Origin of the sequence: Reyranella sp. (genome assembly GCF_965279465.1) — a bacterium.
Classification (GTDB): domain Bacteria; phylum Pseudomonadota; class Alphaproteobacteria; order Reyranellales; family Reyranellaceae; genus Reyranella.
The window spans coordinates 7,488,988-7,509,714 of record NZ_OZ257242.1; the positions used below are offsets into that span (position 1 = coordinate 7,488,988).

General features: G+C 66.3%; 24 protein-coding genes and 1 tRNA gene. 8 read left to right on the forward strand and 17 right to left on the reverse strand.

Annotated elements, in window-relative coordinates:
* Positions 1–5 precede the first annotated feature (5 nt).
* Positions 6–488, forward strand: a complete 483-nt coding sequence (locus ACQY8M_RS36540) for a hypothetical protein (RefSeq protein WP_428667152.1) — start codon at positions 6–8, stop codon at positions 486–488.
* A gap of 186 nt (positions 489–674) precedes the next feature.
* Here the strand turns inward: ACQY8M_RS36540 and ACQY8M_RS36545 are convergent, their stop codons facing one another.
* The gene (locus ACQY8M_RS36545) at positions 675–944 is read right to left on the reverse strand and encodes a hypothetical protein (RefSeq protein WP_428667154.1); all 270 of its coding nucleotides are present in this window, start codon (positions 942–944) and stop codon (positions 675–677) included.
* Between the two features lie 548 nt (positions 945–1,492).
* Positions 1,493–2,344: a c-type cytochrome gene (locus tag ACQY8M_RS36550; RefSeq protein ID WP_428667156.1), complete on the reverse strand. Its 852-nt coding sequence runs from the start codon at positions 2,342–2,344 to the stop codon at positions 1,493–1,495.
* 506 nt (positions 2,345–2,850) lie between these two features.
* Here ACQY8M_RS36550 and ACQY8M_RS36555 point away from each other — a divergent pair.
* Together ACQY8M_RS36555 and ACQY8M_RS36560 are read left to right on the forward strand one after the other, a co-directional pair.
* Entirely contained in the window at positions 2,851–3,534 is a 684-nt protein-coding gene (locus ACQY8M_RS36555) for a Crp/Fnr family transcriptional regulator (protein WP_428667159.1), read from the forward strand.
* Between the two features lie 142 nt (positions 3,535–3,676).
* Positions 3,677–4,336: a TetR/AcrR family transcriptional regulator gene (locus ACQY8M_RS36560; RefSeq protein WP_428667161.1), complete on the forward strand. Its 660-nt coding sequence runs from the start codon at positions 3,677–3,679 to the stop codon at positions 4,334–4,336.
* A 63-nt stretch (positions 4,337–4,399) separates the two neighbouring features.
* Here the strand turns inward: ACQY8M_RS36560 and ACQY8M_RS36565 are convergent, their stop codons facing one another.
* The 6 genes from ACQY8M_RS36565 to infA all read right to left on the reverse strand — a co-directional run bounded on the left by ACQY8M_RS36565 (position 4,400) and on the right by infA (position 7,295).
* Positions 4,400–4,699, reverse strand: coding sequence for a hypothetical protein (locus ACQY8M_RS36565; RefSeq protein WP_428667163.1), 300 nt, complete (start codon positions 4,697–4,699; stop codon positions 4,400–4,402).
* A 179-nt stretch (positions 4,700–4,878) separates the two neighbouring features.
* Positions 4,879–4,954, reverse strand: a tRNA-Phe gene (locus tag ACQY8M_RS36570).
* Positions 4,955–5,012: 58 nt separating this feature from the next.
* Positions 5,013–5,216, reverse strand: coding sequence for a DNA gyrase inhibitor YacG (locus ACQY8M_RS36575; RefSeq protein WP_428667165.1), 204 nt, complete (start codon positions 5,214–5,216; stop codon positions 5,013–5,015).
* Between the two features lie 112 nt (positions 5,217–5,328).
* Positions 5,329–6,516, reverse strand: coding sequence for a ribonuclease E/G (locus tag ACQY8M_RS36580; RefSeq protein ID WP_428667167.1), 1,188 nt, complete (start codon positions 6,514–6,516; stop codon positions 5,329–5,331).
* Positions 6,513–7,073, reverse strand: coding sequence for a Maf family protein (locus ACQY8M_RS36585; protein WP_428667169.1), 561 nt, complete (start codon positions 7,071–7,073; stop codon positions 6,513–6,515). Before ACQY8M_RS36585 ends, ACQY8M_RS36580 begins: the two co-directional genes overlap by 4 nt.
* Before the next feature lie 3 nt (positions 7,074–7,076).
* Positions 7,077–7,295 carry a translation initiation factor IF-1 gene (infA, locus tag ACQY8M_RS36590; RefSeq protein WP_296385517.1) on the reverse strand — a complete coding sequence of 73 codons (219 nt, stop codon included), beginning with the start codon at positions 7,293–7,295 and terminating at the stop codon, positions 7,077–7,079.
* A gap of 116 nt (positions 7,296–7,411) precedes the next feature.
* Here infA and ACQY8M_RS36595 point away from each other — a divergent pair, with 116 nt between their 5' ends.
* From ACQY8M_RS36595 to ACQY8M_RS36605, 3 genes are all read left to right on the forward strand, one after another.
* Complete coding sequence (locus ACQY8M_RS36595) at positions 7,412–8,149, forward strand: hypothetical protein (protein WP_428667172.1); 738 nt, start codon at positions 7,412–7,414, stop codon at positions 8,147–8,149.
* 8 nt (positions 8,150–8,157) lie between these two features.
* Positions 8,158–8,700, forward strand: a complete 543-nt coding sequence (locus ACQY8M_RS36600; protein WP_428667174.1) for a hypothetical protein — start codon at positions 8,158–8,160, stop codon at positions 8,698–8,700.
* Positions 8,701–8,978: 278 nt separating this feature from the next.
* On the forward strand, positions 8,979–9,335 hold the full coding sequence (locus ACQY8M_RS36605; RefSeq protein WP_428667176.1) for a DUF805 domain-containing protein: 357 nt from the start codon (positions 8,979–8,981) through the stop codon (positions 9,333–9,335).
* Here ACQY8M_RS36605 and ACQY8M_RS36610 read toward each other — a convergent pair.
* The 9 genes from ACQY8M_RS36610 to ACQY8M_RS36650 form a co-directional block, all read right to left on the reverse strand.
* A complete protein-coding gene (locus tag ACQY8M_RS36610) occupies positions 9,295–9,738 on the reverse strand; it encodes a low molecular weight phosphatase family protein (RefSeq protein WP_428667178.1) in 444 nt (147 codons plus the stop codon). The genes ACQY8M_RS36605 and ACQY8M_RS36610 overlap by 41 nt on opposite strands.
* On the reverse strand, positions 9,735–10,220 hold the full coding sequence (locus tag ACQY8M_RS36615; protein ID WP_428667180.1) for a UPF0262 family protein: 486 nt from the start codon (positions 10,218–10,220) through the stop codon (positions 9,735–9,737). The genes ACQY8M_RS36610 and ACQY8M_RS36615 overlap by 4 nt, the downstream gene beginning before the upstream one ends.
* Before the next feature lie 2 nt (positions 10,221–10,222).
* On the reverse strand, positions 10,223–11,527 hold the full coding sequence (gene hisD, locus ACQY8M_RS36620; protein WP_428667182.1) for a histidinol dehydrogenase: 1,305 nt from the start codon (positions 11,525–11,527) through the stop codon (positions 10,223–10,225).
* The gene (gene hisG, locus ACQY8M_RS36625; RefSeq protein WP_428667184.1) at positions 11,517–12,185 is read right to left on the reverse strand and encodes an ATP phosphoribosyltransferase; all 669 of its coding nucleotides are present in this window, start codon (positions 12,183–12,185) and stop codon (positions 11,517–11,519) included. Before hisG ends, hisD begins: the two co-directional genes overlap by 11 nt.
* 80 nt (positions 12,186–12,265) lie before the next feature.
* Positions 12,266–12,688 carry a DUF2948 family protein gene (locus ACQY8M_RS36630; protein WP_428667186.1) on the reverse strand — a complete coding sequence of 141 codons (423 nt, stop codon included), beginning with the start codon at positions 12,686–12,688 and terminating at the stop codon, positions 12,266–12,268.
* Between the two features lie 70 nt (positions 12,689–12,758).
* Complete coding sequence (locus ACQY8M_RS36635) at positions 12,759–13,340, reverse strand: YceI family protein (protein ID WP_428667188.1); 582 nt, start codon at positions 13,338–13,340, stop codon at positions 12,759–12,761.
* A gap of 104 nt (positions 13,341–13,444) precedes the next feature.
* Positions 13,445–13,840, reverse strand: a complete 396-nt coding sequence (locus tag ACQY8M_RS36640) for a response regulator transcription factor (protein ID WP_428667190.1) — start codon at positions 13,838–13,840, stop codon at positions 13,445–13,447.
* A 112-nt stretch (positions 13,841–13,952) separates the two neighbouring features.
* Positions 13,953–14,606 carry a response regulator transcription factor gene (locus ACQY8M_RS36645; protein WP_428667192.1) on the reverse strand — a complete coding sequence of 218 codons (654 nt, stop codon included), beginning with the start codon at positions 14,604–14,606 and terminating at the stop codon, positions 13,953–13,955.
* Positions 14,603–16,048 carry a sensor histidine kinase gene (locus tag ACQY8M_RS36650; RefSeq protein WP_428667194.1) on the reverse strand — a complete coding sequence of 482 codons (1,446 nt, stop codon included), beginning with the start codon at positions 16,046–16,048 and terminating at the stop codon, positions 14,603–14,605. Before ACQY8M_RS36650 ends, ACQY8M_RS36645 begins: the two co-directional genes overlap by 4 nt.
* Positions 16,049–16,213: 165 nt before the next feature.
* Here ACQY8M_RS36650 and ACQY8M_RS36655 point away from each other — a divergent pair, with 165 nt between their 5' ends.
* Together ACQY8M_RS36655 and ACQY8M_RS36660 are read left to right on the forward strand one after the other, a co-directional pair.
* Positions 16,214–19,402, forward strand: a complete 3,189-nt coding sequence (locus ACQY8M_RS36655; RefSeq protein WP_428667196.1) for an efflux RND transporter permease subunit — start codon at positions 16,214–16,216, stop codon at positions 19,400–19,402.
* Positions 19,399–20,634: an efflux RND transporter periplasmic adaptor subunit gene (locus tag ACQY8M_RS36660; RefSeq protein WP_428667198.1), complete on the forward strand. Its 1,236-nt coding sequence runs from the start codon at positions 19,399–19,401 to the stop codon at positions 20,632–20,634. The genes ACQY8M_RS36655 and ACQY8M_RS36660 overlap by 4 nt, the downstream gene beginning before the upstream one ends.
* The last annotated feature ends 93 nt before the right edge of the window (positions 20,635–20,727 follow it).

Genomic DNA, 20,727 nt, shown 5'->3' on the forward strand with positions numbered 1-20,727 from the left:
GAGCCATGATGCCCACGGGACAGGCGACCGTCCGGACAGCCGCGGACGCGCGAGGGCTGGGCTACGGCGAGCACCTGCTGGTCTGGTCCTGGCGGCGCATCGTCACCGGACGGATTCATTGCCCGGTGATGGCGCAGGAATTCGCCGATGCCTGCGGCAGCGACGCGGGCGAGGTCTTCCTCACGCTCTGCACCTTCCTGAAGGCGCTGGCCTTCGCCAGCCGCCGGCAACTCGTCATCCGCGCGCCCGATCCGTTCGGCGTCACGTCCGACGAGCGCCAGGTCCTCACGCTGCTCGCTGCAGCCCAGTCGGAAGACCATTCCCTGTTCCAGGCACACCTTCGCTGGCTCGCCCCTCCGGAGCGGCGGCGTGGGCTGCAGATCGCCACTCAGGCTCTCGCCAACGCCTTCAAGGCGAACGATCTTCCCCTTGCCCTGCCGCCGTCGGCCACGCCCGACAGCCGCGCACGCCCGCATGCGGTCACTTGAGGGCAGCGACCTCGATGGGCGCCACCGCGAGCGCGGTGTCAGGGCGATCGGCTCCAGGGTCACGATGGGAACGACGGTCGCATGTTTGGGGCACCGCGGCGGTGAGGAAACATCGCGATTGGTTGGCCACCTCACTTTCCCTGATGAAGCACGGTCGAGGACGCCCCCGGCACCTGCCGCGCGCGGTCACCTGGTTTCCCGTGATTCATCACATTCCCGCCCCAACTCTTCCTCGAGCTCGAAGAAGACATCCTCGAGCATGTCGTCGATATAGCCCCCAACGACCGGGCCGATCGACTTGCTGATGCCGTGTTTCTTTGCGAGACGGTCGAGCAACAGCACAATTTCATGCGTGGCCTCGACCTTGTCGCGCTCGATGACCTCGAGGGCGGCCATCGGGTCGCACCGGCTCATGTTGCATGGCCAGTGGCCAGGCATTGGCAATTGAACGGTCATTAACGCCTCCTCAGAAACAAGGAGTCAAAAGCACCGGAGACATGGGCCCCGAAGCATCTATCGCCGGGGATATGCGCCGATGCGCCACCCTGGCTTGGCCCAGGGATGATCCTAATGCGAAGGAACCTCTGGCCTGACCTGTGACATAACGATGTCTGCGCCGGAATGTTGCAAGCGGCGAGAGCTCGCCCACTTGGTTGGTGATGTCGGGGAGGCGATGAGCGCACGCCCAGCAGAAAAGAACGCGGTGCCGAGGTAGACCTTCCGGCGTCGTCGTTACCCCCCAATTACCCCGTTAGATCCGTCGCATCTACATTCGAGGCACCGAGGGGCCTCTGACGAGGGCCTAGCTCGGAGCCTGGGAGGACAGCATTCGGTCAGATCAAGCAGGCAACAGGGTTCAGGCCATTCCCGCTCCGCAGCATTGGAAAGGCGCCGCCGAATGAACTCTCATCTGCACCGCTCACAACCTCGCCGTTTTCACGCGGGTCGCATGCCTCCTCGACCGACACAAGTAACTGCTTCGTCCACACTATCCGGACGGGCTCTCAGGGCCCCGCTTTTTGCGGGAGCGCGGATCGTCTCTTGTACGTGAGCCAGGCGACGATTGCGTCCAAATCGGCGTCGCTGAGATTGGTCTCATCGAATGCCGGCATCTTCTGGGAGGGCCAGCTACGAACCGCGGACGGGTTTCGGAGAAACCGCTTGAACGCAAGCGGCTGGAAATAGTCCACGGGGCTCATCGGTGTCGCCAGATCAGGACCGGCATCTCCTTCGCCGTCGCCGTTGAAGCGATGGCAGGCCATGCAAAGGGCGACGAACCGGTCGCGACCACGCCAAACCGGATCGGAGGCGGGTAGCGCGTCCGGCACGCCGAGGTTTGGCCAGCGCTTGTGAGGACTATCGGTGACTGTGAGCGCCGCCACTCGATAGACCCAGTAGGTCCTGGCGACGGGGGCCTTCGTCGATTGCCACACAATGTAGAAGGGGCCCGCGCTCCCTTGCTTGCCGGGGATGGCCGGCCATGGCATTGCCGGATTCTCAATCGCCAGGAATGCTTCCGTATCGGTCCCGGTCGCCGGTTTGAGCAGCGCGGCCGGTATGGATGCGGAGAAGTTGTCGGTCGCGCGTATCTGGACATAGTCGTCGGCATCGAGGCTGATGCCCTTCAAAAGATAGTTCATCGGGACAACCCGATACACCCTCGGTCCGCGATAAATGGGATCCTTGGAGATGCTCAGTTCCCGAGCAGAAGGGTTCGCGCGCAAGTCGTGGGCGAAATACGTCATTGAGGAATCCCTGCCCGCGATGGTCAGGCTCGCCGACTGACCCTGGGCGAACACGGCACTGGCCCAAGCCACCCAGCTTACATGTAGCAGAACCACCGCAAGGACATTCATCGGCTGATCCTCAACACTTGGGCGCCCGCGTTTCCTCGGCCGGCATCTTCCAAGTATAGCGCTTGCATGCCTGCTGCGTAGCGCGCCGCACGGTCCTTCGGCCGATATCGGGTCGGGCGTCCGCCTTGCCGGCCCCATGGCAACAGCCGGGGCGGCCAATAGTCCGGCATCATGATGCGACATGAATGATACAAGTGACGATACAATTGTATTGCGTACGGCCGGCAATAAGCTTATTGAACCTCCTGTGCTGATACTTGGGTGGGTAGCCGGCACATCGCCCGGCAGGGGCGCGCGAAGATGGGATGGAGGGTCAAATGGGTTTTGGGCTCGATATGCAAACCGTGGCGGCTGGTGCGAACGTTGGGACCACTTGGCAACGCCGCGCGTTGGCCGAGGGAAACGTAAATCACGTACCGATGAGAAGGGGATACGAACGGGGGAAGCATGAAGAGGCTCCGAAAGGCCTGCGCCCGCCACTGACAGGGTCACGGGGAGTGAACGCCGTGAGCAATGGCCATCTCGAGGCGATCCGGAATCTGATGAAAGTACGGGGAGGAATATGCCGTGGCGAGATCATCGCTGACACCGTGCGGTCTTCCAAGCACTTCACCGTGCTGCTTGAGGGCTTGGCCTGCATGACGACGCGCCATGAAGATGGGGCCAGGCAGATATACGCCTTCCACCATCCCGGCGACTTTCTCGGCCTTCACGGTCTGCTGCATCCAAAATCAACGGAGCATATCGAGGTGGAGGCGCTGTCGAATTGCTCCATCGGAACGATCGACCGAGATATCCTCGAGCAAACGATGCAGCGTCACCCTGTGGTGGGGCGAGCGCTGTGGCGGGCCTCGATGATCGAGGCAAGCATCTTTCGGCAGCGATTGGTCATGGCGCGGTGGCCAGCCGTGCAGCGGGTCGCGCATCTCCTGTGCGAGCAGCTGTTCCGGCTTGGTCCCGACAATCGGGTCATTCCGCTCAACCAGATCGAAGTTGCCGATACAGTCGGGCTATCGATCGTGCACACCAACCGCAGCTTCCAGGACCTGCGCAGACTAGGCGTGCTGTCGGAAAAGCGGTGCATCGAGGTCGTGGACACGAAGCGACTGAAGGAAATCGCTGTCTTCGACAGTCGCTATCTTGATCCGAGCGAGTTCTTGTCCCGCTGGGACCTGCACATCGAGGGCTGATGGCTGGCGACGGGCGGCTCGCGCTGGCTTCACTCGGAACGTTGAGCGGGGATGGCTGGACGTTGCGCGACGGCAATGGCGCTTCCGAAGAGGGCAGCCGGGCGAAGAGCGGACCGTCCGGGGAAGAATCGACAGAGTGCGAATGAGCAGGCTCCCTACTCCCAAACAGGACTCTTCTGACGGATTCGCGCCACAGCTCGACCGCCGACGTTTGCGAAGCGCGCGTACCAAGCAGCGCATCATCGAGGCTTTCCTGGAACTCCTGCAGGAGGGAAACCCGAACCCCCGCGTCGGCGAAATCGCCAGTCGAGCCGGCTGTGCCGCCCGCTCGATCCACGAACGGTTCGTGTCGGTGGACGAATTGCACGGTACGGCGGCTGAGTACGCCATGAACCAGGCCATCGCCCTGGCACCACTCGCCAGCGCCGATGCCGACCGTCAGACGCGCATCACGGCACAGGTACGCACCCGCGCCGGTACGTGCGAACGCGCGCTTCGCTTGTGGCGTTTGCTGCTCGCCGGCCAAAGCAGTTCCCCCGGCTTGCGAAACAAGGTCACCGTCGCGCGCAAGATGATCGGCCTGCGACTCGAGGCAATGTATCGGCCCGAGTTGGGCACCTTGCCGGCAGCAGAACGACACAAGCTCCTGGTTACTCTCGAGGCCCTGACGGATTTCGAGAGCTGGGCGCTGATGCGCGAGTACCATGAGATGTCGTTCGATGATGCCTGCGACATCTGGATTGGCGCTATTGACCGCCTTTTGCCCCCCACCCCAGAAGCGTCACCCGGGCCGAATCCATGAGGTCAACCGGTCGAGGCCGCAAGCAGGGGGCGAGTGCATGCCCTCCAAGGGGCGAAGGCAGCGTCAAACTTCGCCGATATACGCGACGAATTCGTAGAAGCACTTGAAGGGCGCGGGCATATTGACATTGGAAGGATCGGCCACAACCCAGATGTTGGTGGCCAGGATGTCTACCGACTCGCCCGACACCAGAGTCGCAATCTTTCTCGGACCGGCTCCGCCTTGGGTGTAGACGAGCATCACCACGTTTTCGTCATCGCATCGCATTCTGTAGATGCATTGCGATCTGGCGCTCGCGCCAACGCTGCTGTCGTAGACCACGCCCCTCTTCTTGGTGTCGAAGTAAACAAACTGGTCTGGCATCTACTCGCACTCGTGTGTCTACGCGCCAGCCGATGTGCGGCGAGCGTCCGTTCGAGAGAACGAGGACAGACCAAGATTCTGGCAAAGCTGCGACGGGGCTTGGAAAGAATCTTTCGGAAGGGTCGCTCGGCGGCGGTACCGACGGGCCTAAAATCCACACCCGCTTAAGCTATGGCAAATGGTGCCCAGGGGCGGAGTCGAACCACCGACACTGCGATTTTCAGTCGCATGCTCTACCAACTGAGCTACCTGGGCGCGCCACGTGTTTGGCGGCGGGCTGTATAGGACGCGTCGACCTCCCTGTCCAGCTGGTCTAGGGCTGCCCGCCGCCGTCGTCGGGCGTTTCGTCGGTCGGGACCCGGTAGCCCTCCTTCAGCCAGCGCCCGAGGTCGACGTCGGCGCAACGCTTGCTGCAAAAGGGCCGATATTTCTGCTCGGCAGGCTTGCCGCACCCTGGACATCGCGCCCGGAGGCGCACGGCGCGCAACGGCGGCGCGGAGCGGTCAGTCGGTCCCATGGTCCATCGAGAATCGTGCAGCCCACCCCTCGTCGTCAACCGGATCGGCCGCCGTAGCGCGGACTGCGCCCATCGGTCTCCTGCCGAAGCCACGACAAGGGCGACCCGTTGCTTACGCGCTTCCGCGATCCTCGAGAGCCTCGAATTGCCCCGCGAGCGTCGTGCCCCGCCGGGCGCGAGTCAGCTCGAAGTGGCCGAGCCGGGTGAAGCCGTAAACCTGCGTCGGCACCGGGTCCTCGCGCAGCACTTCCGCCAGCGCGGCCTGCACCTTGTCGCGGTCGTAGCTGCTGCGCATGGTGACGAAGTCGATCACCACTGCACCCGCGATGTTGCGCAGCCGCAGCTGCTGGGCGATCGCCGGTGCGGCCTCGAGGTTGACCTCGACCGGGCGGCGCGGTGCGCGGCCTTGGCGACCGCCGGCCGCCGCGCTGTCGACGTCGACCGCGCACAGCGTCTCGCCCGGCTCGAACAGCACCTCGACGCCGCTCGCCAGGGCAATGCGCGGCGCGAGCGCGGTGTCGATCTGGCCGGCGACATCGTCGATGTCGAAGACCGGCATCGCGCCATTGTGCCAGCGGACGCGGATCTTCTCCTCGCGGCGGTCCATCTCGTCCTGCAGGGTGCGCGCCATCGTGCGATCGTCGAGGATCACTTCCTCCAGTCCCGCCCCGTGATCGCGCAGCATCCGCTCGATCGGATCGCGTGCGCCGGGAATGCGGGACGAGAGATCGGCCGGCGGCGGCGCGTCGAGCGCGTGCCGGCGGAGCTGCTCCCAGTGCTCCATCACCTGGCTGGCATCGGCACGCAGCACGTCCGCCGACACACCGGCGGCCGCGGTGCGCAGCACGACTCCGCCGTCGAGCATTGCGGCGACGTGGCGCGCCAGCCGCTCGCGTTCGGACTCGCCATCGATGCGCCGCGAGAAGCTCACGCCCGCCCCCAGCGGGCGATAGACAAGATAGCGGCCCGACACCGCGACATCCATCGACAGGCGGGGGCCCTTGTCTCCCTCGCCCTCGTTGCGCACCTGCACCAGCACCGGCGCGCCGGCCGGCGGCCAGCCATCGATCCCGGCGCGGTCCTCGCTGCGCAGGAAGCCAGAGCGGCCCGTGCCGATGTCGACGAACGCCGCGTCGAGGTCGGGCATCACCCGTTCGAGCCGGCCAAGGAACACGCCGTCGACCGGCGAGGGCCGATCGCGCCGCGCGATCTGCAGCTCGGCCAGACGGCCGCCCGCCGTCAGCGCCATCAGGAAGGCCTGCGGCAGCACGTGGACGATCAGCCGGTCGGGCCGGCTCACGGCGATGCCGCCCGCAGCATGGCCGCCGTCTCGAACAGCGGCAACCCGACCACATTGCTGTAGGAGCCGGACAGGAATGGAACGAAGGCAGCGGCGCGGCCCTGGATGGCATAGCCGCCCGCCTTGCCCTGCCATTCGCCGCTTCGGATGTAGCTCTCGACCTCCGACGGCTCGAGGCGCTTGAAGCGCACGACCGTCTCGACCAGCCGCGTGCTCACCTTGCCCGCCGCCGAGCGAACGGCGACGCCGCCCAGCACCCTGTGGCGGCGCCCCGACAGCAAGGCGAGACAGCGCCGGGCCTCGGCTTCGGTCTCGGCCTTGAGCAGGATGCGCCGCCCGAGCGCGACCACGCTGTCAGCCGCGAGCACCGTCGCGCCGGGATGCCGCGGCGCCACGACAGCAAGCTTGGCCATCGCCATGCGCAATGCGTAGGCGCGCGGCGCCTCGGCGGCAGCCGGTGTCTCGTCGGTGTCGGCGGGGTCGATCGCGGCAGGCTCGAGGCCGATCTGCCGCAGCAGGTCCAGCCGGCGCGGCGAGGCGGAAGCCAGGACGAGCAATGCCTACTTGAAGCGGAAGGTGATGCGGCCCTTGGTCAGGTCGTAGGGCGTCATCTCGACGGTGACGCGGTCGCCTGCCAGCACGCGGATACGATTCTTGCGCATCTTGCCCGACGTATGGGCGAGGATCGTGTGGTCGTTGTCGAGCTTCACGCGGAACATCGCGTTGGGCAGCAGCTCGGCGACCACGCCGTTGAACTCGATCAGATCTTCCTTGGCCATCCGGCCTCCGACAAAGAGTGAAATAGGGGCGAAGCGGCCGGAAAATGGGCTTCGGCAGGGGGTTAGTCAACGTCTTCCCCTTCCCGACCGTCCCCCTGGCAGCCTAAACTCCGCGCATGTCAGCCCCCCGCCTCATCGCCGCTCTCGCGTGCTTTCTCACGCCCGCCCTGTCGTTGGCCCAGACGCCGCCACCGATCCCACCCGCGCCCAATGCCATCACCGCGCCGGCGCAGAAGACGATCGGCGTGCCGTCTGCCCGCAAGCGGTCGGAGGCGCTGATCGTCCTGAACGCGCGCGGCGCGCAACTGGCCGGCGCCGCGCTCACCCTCGAAGGAGTGGCGCCGTCGGCCATCCTGTTCACGAGCCGTCCGGTGCGCGGCGCCGGGCACATGCAAACCGCCGAGCTGGTCGATCTCTGGGCGACCGGCAGCTTCGCCAAGGACCCGCCCAACGCCACGGTCTCGGCCTTCGCCAAGGACGGTTCCAAGGTGACCGACGCGGTCGTGGTGCTGCGGTCGCCCAAGGTCGCGGGCGACAAGCTCACCTTCGACGTGGCGGTGCTGGAGGGAAGCCTCGGCAATGCCGACGGGCCGGCCTCGGTATTCATCGACACGATCTGGTTCGGCGTCGGTTCGGGGGGCTTCAACTATCTCGGGCAGAGCCAGACCACCGGCGGCACCGATCCCGCGATCGGCAGCGCGAGCGACACCAGCACTTTCTCGGGCTGGTCCAATCCGGCGCCGGACGCCCCGACCTACCGGTCCTATCCGCGCACCAACTTCGGGCCCAACGCGCCTCCGGGCGCTGCCGATCGTCCCGCCTGCGGTGCGCCACCGCTGCTGCCCTGCTACTGAGTCATCCCATGCGCTTTCTCATCCTCGTCCTCGGGGCGCTGCTCGTGCTGTCGGGCGTCGCAGCCGCCCAAACCTCCAGCCAATCGTCGGCCAAGACCATCGGCACGCCGCAGCGGCCGCAGATCGTGCCGTCGATGATCGTGCTCAACGCCAATGGGGCGAAGCTCTCCGGCCGCACGCTGACGCTCGACGGCGTGTCGCCCAACGCCATCGTCTTCGCCGACCGGCCGATCCGCGCCGCCGGCCACGCGCTCACCGCCCACCTGCTCGCCGAATGGGGTGACGGCGCGCCCGACAGCTTTGCCAAGGATCCGCCCAACGCCACGGTCTCGGTGCTGAACAAGGCCAACGCCAGCGTCGCCGACATCGTCGTCGTGCTGAAGGCGCCCAAGCTCGAGGGCGAGAAGCTCACCTTCGACGTCGTCGTGATCGAAGGCGACCTCGGCCAGGCCGACGGGCCGGCGACGGTCTTCATCGACATCATCAACCTGCCGACGGCGCGGCGCACCGCCCAGCGCAGCGCCTGGTACGCGGCCGCCAAGCAGCGGTAGATTAACGTGATGTGTTCAGCTTCCCTCCGCCGCTTGCGAGGGAGGTGGCGCGGTAATCCGCGACGGAGGGGGCGTAATGCACCATCTCTGTTGCCTTCCCCCTCCGGCGCCGTATGACGGCGCCACCTCCCCCGATGACGGGGGAGGGACTCTGATTTGAGCTCGGCCATCACGCTCCGGTCACGTTCCTTCATTGGAGCGCTCCAAATGACGCCCTCGACGACCGACGTGCGCTCGGGCACCCTTCCGCTCAACAATGAAGGGGAGACTCACCGGCAATGCGGGAGCTGCTTTTCGGCTTCGAGGGCTGCATCGGCCGTCGCGTGTTCTGGGTCGTCCAGGTTCCGGTCCTGATCCTGTTCTGGCTTTATGGCCAACATGTCGACCCGCTGCTGGCGCGATGGTTTCCCTACAGCGTGTTCGAAGGCGTGACCTTCGCCCTGGTCCTCGCCGCACCCCTGATCTGGGTGCAATGCGCCATCGTCATCAAGCGTTGCCACGACCGCGGCAAGTCTGGCTTCTGGGCGCTGCTGCTGTTCATCCCGGTGATCGGCTTCCTGTGGCTGCTGGTCGATTGCGGCCTGCTGCCGCCGGCTACAGAGTCGGCCCACCCGGCGTTCCAAAGCGGGCCTTGAGCCGCGCCAGGATCATGTCGCGGGTGCGGCGGTAGGCGTCGAGACGCGCCTCGCGCGAGCCCTCCACGGCGCTGGGATCGGGGATCGGCCAGTATTCAACGTCGGTCGCAGCGCTGCGGGTGAATTCAAGGGCGCTGTGATGCGCTTCCGGCGAAAGCGTCACGATCAGGTCGAAGGACGTCGGGTCCACGTCGTCGAACGACTTGCCGCGATGGGCATGAAGATCGACGCCGAGCTCATCGAGTGCTGCAGCGGCAAAGCTGTCGAGCTCGCCAGCATGGACTCCGACCGAATCCATGTAGGCCGTATTGCCGTAGAGCCGCTTGGCGAGCCCCTCGGCCATCGGCGAGCGGATGGCGTTGTGGCTGCAGGCGAACAGCACGCTGGGCGGCAAGGCGCTCATGCCGTGATGTGCAGCGCGCAGATCAGGGTGAACAGGCGCCGCGCCGTGTCGAGATCGAGCTCGATCTTGCCGGCCAGCCGCTCGCGCAACAGCTCGGAGCCCTCGTTGTGGAGTCCTCGCCGTCCCATGTCGAGCGCCTCGATCTGCGACGGACCGAGCTTCTTGATCGCGGTGTAGTAGCTCTCGCAGATCAGGAAGTAGTCCTTCACCACCTTCCGGAAGGGCGTCAGCGACAGGATGATGTCGCGCAACTTGCGGTCGTCGGCGGCGTGCACGCCGAACACGAGCCGCTGCTCGTACACGCCGACATGCAGCTTGTAGGGTCCGGGCTCGCCGTCGACGAGGACGAAGTCGTTCTCCTCGAGGAGATCGAACAGGGCGACCGCGCGCTCGTGCTCGACCTCAGGCGAGCGCCGCGCCACCGACTGCTCATCGAGCGAGATGTCGACGATGCGCCGCGCCGTGGAAGGGGACGTGGGCATCGTCAACCGCGGCGGTTCAGCCGGATCGAGACCGAACGGCCGTGGGCGTCGAGGCCTTCGGCCTCGGCCAATGCCAACGCCGCGGGAGCCAGCGCGGCGAGCGACTCGGGTGTGCAGGCGACGATCGAGGTGCGCTTCAGGAAGTCGGCGACACCGAGGCCGCCCGAGAAGCGGGCCGCGCGCGATGTCGGCAGCACATGGTTGGTGCCGGCGACATAGTCGCCGATCGCCTCGGGCGTATGGCGGCCGATGAAGATCGCTCCGGCATGGGCGATCTTGTGGCTGAGCGCATCCGCCGCCTCCGGCTCCATCGCGAGCTCGACATGCTCGGCCGCGATGGCGTCCACGATCGGCGCGCTGGCTGCGATGTTCGGTACCAGGATGATGCAGCCATTGTCGCGCCAGCTCGCGCCGGCGATCCCGGCGCGCGGCATCGCCTTCAGTTGCGCATCCACCGCGCCGGCGACGGCATCGGCGAAAGCCACATCGTCGGCGACCAGCACCGACTGCGAGGAAGCGTCGTGCTCAGCCTGCGACAGCAGGTCGGCCGCGATCCAGGCCGGATCGTTGAACCGGTCGGCGACGACGAGGATCTCCGACGGACCGGCGATCAGATCGATACCGACCTTGCCGAAGACCCGCCGCTTGGCGGCGGCGACATAGGCGTTGCCCGGGCCGGTGATCTTGTCGACCGGCGTCATCGATTCGGTGCCGTAGGCGAGCGCCGCCACGGCCTGGGCACCACCGATACGCCAGACCTCGTCGGCGCCGGCGATCTCGGCCGCCAGCATCACCAGTGGATTGAGCACGCTGTCCGGCGTCGGCACGACCATGACAATACGCTTCACGCCCGCCACCTTGGCCGGCACGATGTTCATCAGCACCGACGACGGGTAGGCCGCGGTGCCGCCGGGCACGTAGACGCCGACCGAGTCGAGCGGCCGATAGCGCGCTCCGAGCCGCGTGCCGGTGTAGTCGACGAACTCGACATCGGCCGGCAGCAGCTCGCGATGGAAGGTCTCGATCCGCTTGGCCGCGAATTCCAGCGCCTCGCGCTGCGCCGCCGGCACCTGGAGGGCGGCGGCACGACGGTCGCCGTCGGAGATGCGCAGGCCGGCTGCGTCGGTGTCGACCCGGTCGAACTTGCGCGTGTAATCGACCACCGCCGCGTCACCGCGCGCGCGCACATCGGCGATGATATCTGCAACGATCCTGTCGACATTCTCGTCAGTGTCGCGGTTGCGCGCCAGGAAGGAGGCGAAGTCCTTGTCGAAGCCCGGCGCCGCGGCGTCGAGCCTAAGCGGCACGACGCACCTCGCGGAAGCGATCGACCCAGTAGCCGACCCTCTGCGGCCGCGTCTTGAGCGCGGCGCGGTTGACGATGAAGCGCGAAGTGACGTCGGCGATGTGCTCGATCTCGACCAGCCCGTTCTCGCGCAGGGTACGGCCGCTGTCGACCAGGTCGACGATGCGATGGCTGAGGCCGAGCGAAGGCGCCAGCTCCATTGCGCCCGACAGCTTGACGCACTCGGCCTGTACACCACGCGCCGCGAAGTGGCGGCGCGTCACCTCGGGATACTTGGTCGCAATGCGCACATGGCTCCAGCGCCTGGGATCGTCGCTGCCCGCCATCTCGACCGGCTCGGCGACAGCCAGCCGGCACTTGCCGATGCCGAGATCGATCGGCGCGTAGATTTCCGGATAGTCGAACTCCATCAGCACGTCGGAGCCGGCGATGCCGAGATGGGCGGCGCCGAACGCCACGAAGGTCGCGACGTCGAACGAGCGGACGCGGATGATGTCGAGGTCGGGGTGGTTGGTCGCGAAGCGGAGCTGGCGGGAGTCGGGATCGGCGAACGCCTTCTCCGGCGCGATATCGGCGGCCGCCAGAAGCGGCGCTGCCTCCTTGAGGATTCGACCCTTGGGCACCGCCAGGATCAGCTTCTCGTTGGCTTCGCTTTGCACGACAATTGCTCCAGCAACACGAACGCCCGCCCCGGGGTCCGGCGGCTGGCCCATTCTACCGTGATGACAATACAGTAGAACTAGGCAACCGGATGGGCGGGCTTCCACGGGGTAGGCCAAGGCTCCCCGACGTCACCCAAATGGCATGCAAGCCGATCGATTTCCAGCCGTATGGTGCGATTGGCCGCGAAGCGCAGGACCACCGAACTGCCGTTTTCCAGCCCCACCGACAGCAGATCGAGCACGCGATCCGGCCTCTCCAGCGGGATATTGTGATGGTGGACCGCATTCACCTGGTTGAAAACCAGGGCGGAATGGGTCCGCCAGTAGGCCGTTTCAACCGTGGCGTAGGCTTCCCAGCAGAAGCGGTTCAAGAGCAGAACAAAGCGCTTCTCACGCGCGAAGTGGGCGCAATCGCGCACCGCCACGAGCGAGTCCTGGACCGCCGCCGAGATGACCTCGAGGTCGCCCGCGTCCAGCGCCGATAGCTTCAGTTTCTCCATGCCGTGGGATGGATACAGGCATGGAGCAGCCTTGAGCAATAGCTAGCTACGGAAGGTCGGAACGTGGCGGTCACCGCCAGGCGTCCGAGTCGATCGTGATCTTCACTGGATCGCCCAGCAGATCGATATACCTGTCCATGCCGAACTGGGAGCGCTGCAGCGTGCCGTGCGCTTCGAGCCGCGCATAGCGCGCACCGGGCGCGGCGCCGGTATTGCGATCGCGCACGGTCACCTCGAAGGTCATCGGCCGGGTGATGCCGCGCAGGGTCATTTCGCCGTCGACCTGCCAGCTGGTTTCACTGGTCCGAATCATGTGGTCGGAGTGGAAGGCAAGCGCCGGAAAGGCCGAGGCGTTGAAGAAATCCGGCCCGCGCACCGTCGCCGCCTCCTGCCTGTCGGCCATCGAGACGCTCGCCGCATCGACTGTCACATCGACGGTGCTGCGTTCGGGATGATCCTCATCGACATGCGCCGTGCCATGCCAGCGGTCGAAGCCGCCCGTGATCCGAAACAGCGCCGAGTCGCCGATGCCGAAGGTGAGCGTGCCGCCCGGCGACCCGATGTTGAGGTCGACCGGCGTCGCGCCGGCTTGAACAGGTGCCAGAACTGCCGCGAGTGACGTTGCGCAGGCAAGAAGCCAGATCGAACGCATGGTGACTGCTCCTCGACTCGTTTGCCTCACCGGAGAGATGGTGTTGTCGCGACCGCCGGCCATCCATACGAAGGTCTAGTGCCGGACACCGGCGTCGGGTGCCTTCAGTCCTGCAGGGCGCGGTGGATGCAATCGACCATGCGGCTGCCGTCGAACGGTTTGACAAGCAAGGCCACCGCGCCCTGCTGCTCCGCCTGGCGGCGGACATGGTCCCGCGCAAAGGCCGTGATCAGGATGATCGGCGGCGCGTTGCCGCCCTCAACGATTTGGCGCTGGAGTTCCAGTCCGCTCATGCCGGGCAATTGAACATCGCTGATCAGGCAGGCGACCGATTTGCAGCGCGGCGAGGCGAGAAAATCCTCGGCGGTACCGAAAGCCTCGACCTCGAGGCCCATCGACATCAGGAGATTGCCCAGCGCCTCGCGCACGGACTCGTCGTCGTCGATGACGGCGACGATCGGCGCTTTCGAGCGCGAGGAAATGACGGCGGGCTCAGGCATGATCTCGGCAAGAAAAGAGCAGGCGAGCGCAGAGGCTCGAACGCGGCCAATCTGCCCGAGTCGATCCGGCACCGACAGCTATACAGAGGTTTGTTACGCCAGAGCGACGACGCTACGGACCCTCCTTGTGGAGACCGAGCTGCTCGGCCATGCGCACGAGATCGGCCAGCGAGGCTGCGTTCATCTTGCGCATCGCCTGGCCGCGATAGAGCTTCACCGTGATCTCGCTGAGGCCGAGCTCGCCGGCGACCTGCTTGTTCATGAGGCCCCGCGTAACCAGCGTCATGACCTCGCGCTCGCGCGGCGACAGGCTCTCGTAGCGCTTGCGTAGCTCGCGCCCCGCGCCGTCGGCTTCGCGCCGGCGGCGATCCATCTCGATCGCAGCCGAAACCGCATCGAGCATGTCCTGGTCGCGAAACGGCTTGGTGAGGAAGTCGACCGCGCCGGCCTTCATCGCGCGGACCGACATCGGGACATCGCCGTGCCCCGTCATGAAGACGATCGGCAGGTTCGCACCGGCGCGCGCGAGCTGGGCCTGGAATTCCAGCCCGCTCACGCCCGGCAGACGGATATCGAGCACCAGGCAGCCCGGTGCGTCGGCCGTCACGGCCTTCAGGAACTCGGGCGCCGAACCGAACAGGCGGCATTCGAGGTCGACCGAGCGGAACAGGTTGTCGAGAGAGAGCCGCAGCTCCTCGTCGTCGTCGACGATGAAGACCACCGGCGTGGACACAGCCGAGCCGGCAGGCCCGGGGCGGCGCGTCATGTGGCACCTGCCGGCGCGATCGGCAACGCGAGGCGGAAAGACGCCCCTCCTTCCGAACGGTTTTCGGCCGAGATGCGGCCGCCATGCGCCTCGACGATCGACCGGCAGATCGACAGCCCCATGCCCATTCCCTCGCGCTTTGTCGTGAAGAAGGCATCGAACAGATGCGGCAGCACGTCGTCCGGAATGCCGGGTCCGCTATCGTCAACCAGTACGACAACCACATCGCCGCACGCCTCGTCGACCGCGCGCTCAGCGCCGACCGACAGGACGCGTCGATCGGCGGCGACCGAATCGAGTGCCTGGACGGCGTTGATCAGCAGATTGATCAGGACTTGCTGCAGTTGCACACGATCGCCCGGCACCGGTGGAAGATCGGCCGGCACCGTCGTCGAAAGCTGCACCTCGTGAACACGGAGTTCCCGCTCGACCAGCAGCGTGGTCTGCTCGACCAGCTCCGCGACCGAAAGCGGGGCCTGGACCGTCTCGGCCTTGCGAGCCAGGGCGCGTAGCCGGACGATGACATCGCTGGCGCGGCGCGCATTGCGGATCATCGCTTCGACGGTCGTCCTCGTCCGATTGAGGTCCGGGACGGGCCGGTCGAGCCAGCGCAGGCCCGCCTCGCCGTTGGCCACGACGGCGGCCAGCGGCTGGTTGACCTCATGCGCGATCGAGGCCGTGAGCTCGCCCAGGGTGGCGATGCGCGAGACATGCGCCAGCTCCATGCGGGAACGGTGCAGCTTGTCCTCGACGGCGCGCTGGGCGGTGACGTCGTTGTTGGTCTCGAGAATCGAGACCGGGCGGCCGCGTGCATCGCGCTGCAGCGCCCAGCGACTGGCCACGGTGACACGCCCCCCATTGCGGGTCGTATGGATCAGCTCGCCCTCCCAGCGGCCGGTGCGCTCGAGCTCATCCATGATCGCCGCCTGCGGCGCGGGGAACACCGTGTCGAGGAGCTGCGCGGCGCGGCGGCCAACCGTCTCCTCCCGGCGCCAGCCATAGAGTTCGGCTGCGGCGCGGTTCCAGTAGGTAATCACGTCGTTGCGGTCGCGCACGAAGATCGTGTCATGCGTGAGGTCAAGCAGGCTCGCCTGCTCGCGCAGCGCCGCCACGGCCCGCTGGTTGCGTGCCGCGAGAAGCGCTGTGATCGTGATGGCGGCCAGGCTGACGAAGCCGCGCAGGATCGGCCCAGGTTCGGGATCGGCGCCGTGCGAAATGACGAAGCTCAGCACCGTCAGCAGCATGCAACCTGCGGCTACGGTGAGAATCCCCTCGTACCCCGTGAAGTCGAGCGCCAGCAGCACCACCGCGACATAGAGCACGGCGACCGCGATATCGAGGGACGTGACCGTATCGACCGTGAAGATCGTGATCGCAACCAGGACCGCGAAAAGGGGCGAGGCGATGGCGCGCCGCGCTGGCGTCAAGGCGTGAAACGACATCGTAAGGCAACTCCGCAGGAATCATATCGTAGCGGGGGTACGCGAGGCAGCGCGAGTCGTCTTCCATACCAACGTATAGGGTCCGCTCTTCCCATGTATGGATGGGAAGCACCAGTAACGGAGCGCTTACTCGGGCTCCAATTCGAACCCCGAGGGAGCCCGTCCATGGGCATTGTCCGCTTCGCCCTGCGCTTCCCGCATACCTTCTACGTCGCCGCGACGTTGATTCTGTTCCTGGGCGGGATCGCCGCCTGGTCGATGCGAACCGACATTTTCCCGGAGATCCGCATCCCGGTGGTCACGGTGATCTGGAGCTACACCGGCCTCAGCACGCCGGAAGTTGAGCAGCGGATCACGACCTACAGCCAGTACGCCATAAGCACCAACGTAAACGGCATCCGCAATATCGAGGCGCAGAGCCTGATGGGCATCTCGGTGCAGAAGATTTACTTCCAGCAGGACGTCAATCTCGACCTCGCAATCGCACAGATCGTCGCAGCCACCAATTCGATCCGCGCATTGTTGCCGCCGGGCATCCAGCCTCCCGTGGTGGTGCAATTCAATGCTTCGAGCGTACCCGTGCTGCAGATCAGCCTGAGCTCCGACACGCTCGACGAGCAGCAGCTCTACGACTACGGCATCTATCGTGTGCGCCAGGCGCTTGCGCCGATCCCGGGTGTGACCCTGCCCACGCCGATGGGCGGCAAGTACCGGCAGATCATGGTCGACATCGATCCCGCCAAGCTGGTGTCGCGCGGCCTGACACCGCTCGATGTGGTGAACGCGATCAACACCCAGAACCTCACCCTGCCGTCGGGCACGGCCAAAATCGGCGACACCCAGTACGTCGTGCGCACCAACGCCACGCCGGCGACGATCGACGACCTGAACGACATCCCGATCAAGGTGGTGAACGGCGCCACGGTGTTCATCAAGGATGTCGGTCAGGTGCATGACGGCTGGCTGGTGCAGCAGAACGTCGTGCGCCGCGACGGCAAGCATTCGGTGCTGCTCAGCATCATCAAGAACGGCAATGCCTCGACACTCGAGGTCGTGAACAAGGTCAAGGCGGCCCTGCAGACCATCCGCCAGTCGGCGCCGGCCGGCATGGAGATCCACGAGCTGTTCGACCAGTCCGTATTCGTGCGCGATGCCCTGACCGGCGTTCTGCGCGAGGGCGCGATCGCCGCCGCCCTGACCGCGGCGATGATCCTGCTGTTCCTCGGCTCCTGGCGCTCGACCGTGGTGGTGATGATTTCGATTCCCCTCGCCATCCTGAGCTCGCTGGTCGCGCTCTACTTCCTCGGCGAGACGATCAACACCCTGACCCTGGGCGGTCTCGCCCTCGCGATCGGCATCCTGGTCGACGATTCCACGGTCACGATCGAGAACACCCATCGCCTGCTGACCGAAGAGCGCATGCCCCTGCCGGCGGCAACACTGCACGGCGCGGCCGGCATCGCCGTCCCGACCCTGGTCTCCACGCTGGCCATCAGCTGCGTGTTCACCTCGGTCGTGTTCCTCGACGGGCCGGCCAAGTATCTCTTCACGCCGCTCGGCCTGGCGGTGGTGTTCGCGATGCTCGCCTCCTACGGCCTGTCGCGCACGCTGACGCCGATCACCATCGGCCTGCTGCTCAGGAACGAGACGCACGGAGCGACCACCGCGATCGGCCGCCTGTTCGGCCGCCTTCAGGCAGGCTTCGATGCCGGCTTCGAGCGCATGCGCCGGGGCTACGTCGGCCTCCTCGAAACGCTGATCGAGCGGCGCGTGCCGGTCATCGCCGTGGCTTTCCTGGTGCTGGGTTCCGGCGGCGCGCTTTTCACCATCGTCGGCCGCGACTTCTTCCCCCACATTGATGGCGGCCGCCTGCAGCTCCACGTCCGCGGCCCGGCCGGCATGCGCATCGAGGCGACCGAGAGGCTGTTCCAGCAGGTCGAGGACAAGATCCGGGAAACCATCCCGGCGCGCGACCTCGACCTGATCGTCGACAACATCGGCCTACCGGCACGCACCTACAATCTTGCCTTCACCGACGGCTCGACCATCGGCGTCAATGACGGCGTGATCCAGGTCGCGCTGAAGGAAGGACACGCGCCGACCGAAGACTATGTCCGCACGCTGCGCCGTGAGCTGCATCGCGCCTTCCCGGAGGCGACCTTCTACTTCCAGCCCGCCGACATCGTGACCCAGATCCTGAACTTCGGCCTGCCGGCGCAGATCGACGTCCGTACAGTCGGCTACGACCGGGCCAACAACCTCCGCGTCGCCCGCGAGCTGCAGCGCCGCCTGGCGCGCATCCCCGGCATCGTCGACGCTCATCTCCAGCAGGAGGTCGACGCGCCGTCGTTCTACGCCACGATCGACCGCACGCGCGCCGCCCAGCTCGGCCTCAGCGCCAGCACCATCGCCAACAACATCAACGTGAGCCTGAGCTCCTCGGAGCAGGTGACGCCCAACTTCTGGACCGACCCGACCTCCGGCATTCCCTACTACATCGCGGTCCAGACACCCGAGGCGCAGGTTGCGTCGCTCAACGACCTGGGCAACACGCCGGTTTCCTCCACGCTCGCCACGGACGCCGGAGCCAATGGCGTGCCGGTGCCGGGCCTGTTGAGCAACGTCGCCTCGTTCAAGCGCCAGAGCGTGCCGACCAACGCCAACCAGGCGAACATCCAACCGGTCTACGAGGTCTATGCGGGCGTCCAGGGCCGCGACCTCGGCCGCGTCGCCGACGATATCCGCGCCGTGGTGGCCGACCTCGGGAAGCAGCTCGCGCCCGGCAACACGATCCAGATCGTGGGCCAGATCCAGAGCATGGACAGCGCCTTCGTCGATCTCGGCATCGGCCTGCTGTTCGCCGCAGTGCTGGTCTATCTCCTGATGGTGGTGAACTACCAGAACTTCGGCGACCCGCTGGTGGTGCTGCTCGCCCTGCCGGCGACGCTGGTCGGCATCGTCACCATGCTGTTCGCGACCGGCACCACCCTCAGCGTGCCGTCGCTGATGGGCGCGATCATGGCGGTCGGTGTCGCCTCGGCCAACTCCATCCTGCTGGTCACCTTCGCCCGCGAGCAGCGGCAGGCGGGCCTCGGCGCGCGCGACGCCGCCGTCGCTGCCGGCCACACCCGCATCCGGCCGGTGCTGATGACGGCCGCGGCGATGATCGTGGGCATGATCCCGATGGCGATCGGCGGCGCCGGCGAAGAGCAGAACGCCGCCCTCGCCCGCGCCGTGATCGGCGGGCTGCTGTTCGCCACGCCTACCACCCTGCTGATCGTCCCCTGCCTGTTCGCCTGGCTGCGCGACGGCAAGGTCACCAAAGGCGGCGTCTTCGAGGAGCAAGTGACATGACCGATACGAGCGAAATCGATCTCACCCGGGCAGTCGAGCCGACCGGCTCGCACGGCGCGCGGCACGGCCTGCTGCTGGCAGCCAGCGCGCTCGCCCTGCTCACGGTCGCGATCGGCCTCGGCGCATGGCGCCAGCAGGAACGGATCGCCGATCTGCGCGCCGCCGCCGAGCATCGCCGCAACTTCGTGCCGACGGTGCGCGTCGCCGCGGTCCGGGCGGCCAGCGGCGAGAGGCCGGTACGGCTGCCCGCCAACACGACGGCCTTTGCCGCCGCCAACGTCTTCGCCCGGGCAAGCGGCTACGTCGACACGCGAAAGGTAGATATCGGCGACAAAGTGAAAGCAGGCGACCTGCTCGCCACCATCGTCGCCCCCGAGCTCGATCACCAGATCGCGCAGGCCGAGGCGACGCTCGGCCAGCTCAGGGCCGCCGTGCAGCAGGCCGACGCCAATCGCGATCTCGCTCAGGTGACGTGGCACCGCGACCATCCGCTGGTCAAGGACGGCTGGTTGCCTCTGCAGCAGGGCTCGATCGATGTCCAGACGCTCAAGGCCAACGAGGCGGCGGTCGAGGTGGCGCGGGCCAACGTCGTGGCCCAGCAATCGCAGCTCGACGTGCTGCGCCAGCAGAAGGCTTACCAGCGGGTTGTCGCGCCGTTCGACGGCGTCGTGACCCAGCGCAACATCGATATTGGCAGCCTGGTTCAGGCCGATGCGGTAAACAGCACTTTCATGTTCACGGTCCTGCAGAGCAATGTGATCCGCACCCAGATCTACGTGCCGCAGGATGCAGCGCCCGGGGTGAAACCGGGCATCAAGGCCACCATCAGCGTACCCGAACTGCCAGACCGAATATTCTCCGGCACGGTCACCCGCATCGCCGACGCGCTCCAGCCCGGCTCTCGCACGCTGCTGACCGAGATCGATATCGCCAATCCTGACGGCGTGCTGCAGCCCGGCACCTACTGCATGGTCGAGCTCCAGGTGCCGCGTTCTACACCAACGTTGCTGGTGCCTGCCGGTGCGATCATTTTCAACCAGAACGGCCTGCAGGTCGCCGTCGCCAAGGGCGGCGTGGCGCGACTCCGCAAGATCACGGTCGCACGTGACTTGGGGACCGAGCTCGAGGTGCGCGACGGCGTGAAGGCCGGCGAACAGGTCATCCTCAATCCGGCCGTCGATCTGCGCGACGGCGAGTCCGTGGCGATTGCGTCCGCGCCCGCTCGTCCCTGAAATCAGGGAGTGGGAAGTGCCACCCTCGGCCCAAATCGACCGCACCCCGATCGACGCTGACGACGCCAGCCCATGCAGGCCGATCTGGCATCC